The sequence below is a fragment of the Deltaproteobacteria bacterium genome (assembly GCA_030654105.1).
Classification (GTDB): domain Bacteria; phylum Desulfobacterota; class SM23-61; order SM23-61; family SM23-61; genus JAHJQK01.
This window is the reverse complement of sequence record JAURYC010000330.1, coordinates 1-3,708: the sequence shown is the minus strand read 5'-3', so window position 1 is coordinate 3,708 and position 3,708 is coordinate 1. Positions and strand designations below refer to the sequence as shown.

Genomic DNA, 3,708 nt, shown 5'->3' with positions numbered 1-3,708 from the left:
GCCTATCTGGAACTTCTTAAAGACCGGGGGATCAAGTACTTTTTCGGCAACGCGGGCACAGACTTCGCCCCCTTAGTTGACGGTTTTGCCCGCTTCGCTGCTGAAAAAAAGGATTTCCCCCAACCTGTTTTGGTGCCCCATGAGTTCACCGCCGTTAGCATGGCTCATGGTTTTGCTATGGTCACCGGCGAACCCCAGGTGGTTATGGTCCACGTAAACGTGGGAACCTCCAACGGCCTGACTGGGGTGATGAATGCTTCGAGAGCGGGCATTCCCTTGATCTTCACGGCCGGCAGGACGCCGATTACCGAAGGGGAAATGAAAGGGGGTCGGAATCTGCACATTCATTGGGCCCAGGAATCTTTCGATCAGGCCTCTATGCTCCGCGAATACGTGAAATGGGATTACGAATTGAGGAATTTCACCCAATTAGAAAAGGTCGTCGATCGGGCGTTAAACATTGCCATGTCCGAGCCGAAAGGGCCGGTTTACTTGAGCCTTCCGCGCGAGGTCCTGGCCGAGGAGCACCGGGAGTTTACCTATACCCCTTCCGGCCCGAGACTCTACGCCAAACCCGGGCCGGACGCCGAAGCCATCCGCCAAGCGGCTGAATTGTTACGAGATGCGGAGAATCCTCTGGTAATTACCTCGATGGTAGGGAAGAACCCGGCAGCGGTTGGAGAACTGGTGAAGTTATGCGAATCGTTTGCCATCCCCGTGGTCATGGCCATAAGCAACCTTTATCTAAATTTTCCCAGCGAACATCCCTTGCACTTAGGATTTGATCCCATGAGGTTCGTGGAAACGGCTGATGTAATTTTGGTCATCGAATGCGATGTTCCCTGGTTCCCCATCAAAGTCAAGCCGAAACCGGAGGCCAAAGTAATCCAGATGGGCATTGATCCTTATTTCTCCCGTTATCCCATGCGCACATTTCCTGTGGACGTTCCCATTGCCTCTGATCCGGAAGCGGGATTGCGATCTTTGCGGGAAGCCCTTTCTTTTTATAAAGCGAAAAAAAAGAAAATTATTTTGGAACGGTTCAAGCGCTTGGCCGAGGAGCACAAAGCCCAAAAAACAACCTGGAAAGCCATGGCCGAAAAACAAAGCAAAGCTCGACCCATCGATATGGAATGGTTGTCTTATTGCGTGGGAAAAGTCCGGGATGGGAATACGGTGCTCATCAATGAATACGACCTGCGGGCTCATCAAGTTTCCATCCAGGAACCGGGGTCCTTCTACGGATCGCCAATGTCCAGTGGACTCGGATGGTGTTTCGGAGCAGCCTTGGGGGTTAAACTCGCCCGGCCAGATTGTGTTCCGGTGGTTTGTATGGGAGACGGAACGTACCATTTTACCGCCCCCACTGCCTGTCATTTCGTTGCCCAAAACCTTCCCGTAGTTGTCGTCGTTTTCAACAATCAATGTTGGAACGCGGTGAAAGGATCGGTTAAAGATCTTTATCCTGCTGGTTGGGCCGCCAAAGAAAATCATTTTGTCCTTTGCGATCTTGAGCCTGCCCCGGCCTATGAAAAAATTGTGGAAGCCTTTGGGGGCTACGGGGAGAGAGTTGAAGATCCGGAAGCCATCATTCCGGCACTCAAACGGGCGGTGAAAGCGGTCAGGAAAGAAAAGCGCCAGGCCCTCCTCAATGTCATTTGCAACCATCCCTGACTAAAACCTTTTATGGGACGCAGAAAATCTGCGTCCGATTCATTGGCCATGCGCGTTTGGATTCTTTTGATTATCCTGAATTTAATTCTCATCCCGGCCCAGGTGGCTGCAGGGGAGCCGAATGAACCAATGAAACTGGAAATTTCATTTCCTGCAGAAACCGGCGGTTGGAAGTGGGATGGGAAGATAAGAAATTTTAATCCTCGTACGCTCTTTGATTATATGGATGGAGCGGCGGAACTTTATCTGGCTTATCGTTTTCAGAGTCTTGATGTTTACCAGTTGGAAAAATCCGGGCAGCCACCCCTAACCGTTGAAATTTTTACAATGGGATCGTCCGCGGATGCCTATGGAATTTTCTCCTTCGAAAGACAGGATAAGGATGCCGGGATCGGCCAGGGGTCAGAATTTGGGGGGGGAATGCTGAGGTTCTGGAAGGGCCAATATTTCGTCAGCATCTACGGGGAAGGGGAGGGTCCCGAATTAGAGTCTGTGATTATCCGCTTGGGAAAAGAAGTGGCCCAGGCCATCCCGAAGAGCGGCCCGGCACCAAAACTGATCACTTACCTACCCGATACGCAGGTTGGGCTTATTCAAAAGAGTATCCGTTATCTCCGAAACCATGTCCTTTTAAACCAGCGTTATTATATTGCCAACCAAAATATTTTGCACTTAAACCCGCAAGCCGAAGCCGTTCTCGCCCAATACTTGCGCGGTACCCATAAGGTCCATCTGCTCCTGATTCAATATCCGACGGAAAAGCAGGCTGAAGATGCTTTACAGAGTTTTAAAAAGGCTTACATGCCTGAAGCGACAGAAAAGGGCTTTTTGCAAACCGAAGACCGCAAATGGACAATGGCCAAGAGGCAAAAGGAATTCATCCTGGCCGTTTTCGGAGCTCCAGCCTTGGCGGATGCGGATGAATTGCTCAAGGCCACCGAAGCAAAGTTAAAAGGGAAGGGGATATGAAAGAACCACGAGTCATTACGCGCAGGGATTTTCTTCGGGGAACAGCCGGAGTTGCCCTGACGGTAGCCTTTCATTCAGGGATTTCAGCCATGGCCCAAGCGGAGCAAAAGGCCAAGGTCGTCCTGATTCGAAATGCCGAGGTTTTGACGGTAGGCGGAAAAGTTCACGGGGAAATTCTTCGCAACATGCTGGATGAAGCCCTCAGGGCCCTATTGGCAGAGAGCGAAACCCTTCAGGCCTGGCATCGACTTGTCAAAAGGTCGGACGTGGTGGGCATTAAAAGTAATGCTTGGTATAAAATGCCCACTCCAAAAGAATTGGAAGTAGCCATCCGGAAACGCCTGCTGGATGTGGGAGTCGCCGAAAAAAACATAGCCATCGACGATCGCGGGGTTTTACACAATCCCGTTTTCCTGAATTCCACGGCCTTGGTCAATGTGCGCCCGGTGAGAACCCATCACTGGTCAGGTGTTGGCAGCTGTTTGAAAAATTACATTATGTTCGTACCGGATCCATCGGCCTATCATGGTGAGGCCTGCTCCGACCTGGGCAAGATCTGGACTTATCCCCTTGTGCAAGGAAAGACCCGTTTGAATATCCTCAGCGCCCTCCAACCTCAATTTTATGGAAGAGGGGCCCATTTTTTTGATCGGCGGTATGTCTGGCCTTATAAAGGATTGATCGTGGGGACGGATCCTGTAGCTGTGGACGCGGTAGGCGCCCGCCTCCTGCAGGTGAAACGCACCGCCTATTTCGGCGAGGACCGGGCGCTCGATGTTCCTCCCATTCATATCACCGTGGCCGATAAAAAATACCACCTCGGCGTCAGCGACCTGAACCGTATCGACCTGATCAAGCTGGAGTGGTCAAAAAACGGACAAGGTATTCATAGCCAGCGGACAGGTTCATATCACCGTGAGGTTTTCCCTGCGAATCTAATTTCAACCGACCATCTATAACCATGCGCAAGAAAGTTTTCAATTCTCCAACCCCCCCAAAATACCGCAAAATGTTGAAAATACTTACAATCTAAAGAAGATTTTGTTTAACCGAATAAATTCTTAT

General features: G+C 50.7%; 3 protein-coding genes. All 3 read left to right on the top strand.

The window, feature by feature from the left end; all coding sequences use genetic code 11:
• Positions 1–1,674: thiamine pyrophosphate-requiring protein (locus Q7V48_14605; GenBank protein MDO9211957.1), on the top strand; the 1,674-nt coding region annotated here is incomplete at its 5' end.
• Positions 1,675–1,686: 12 nt separating this feature from the next.
• Positions 1,687–2,643, top strand: coding sequence for a hypothetical protein (locus Q7V48_14600; protein ID MDO9211956.1), 957 nt, complete (start codon positions 1,687–1,689; stop codon positions 2,641–2,643).
• Positions 2,640–3,602, top strand: coding sequence for a DUF362 domain-containing protein (locus Q7V48_14595; GenBank protein ID MDO9211955.1), 963 nt, complete (start codon positions 2,640–2,642; stop codon positions 3,600–3,602). Before Q7V48_14600 ends, Q7V48_14595 begins: the two co-directional genes overlap by 4 nt.
• The last annotated feature ends 106 nt before the right edge of the window (positions 3,603–3,708 follow it).

Bases quoted from the DNA above. Each gene is read 5' to 3' on its own strand.
- Q7V48_14600 (MDO9211956.1), top strand. From the start codon at position 1,687: ATGGGACGCAGAAAATCTGCGTCCGATTCATTGGCCATGCGCGTTTGG.
- Q7V48_14595 (MDO9211955.1), top strand. From the start codon at position 2,640: ATGAAAGAACCACGAGTCATTACGCGCAGGGATTTTCTTCGGGGAACA.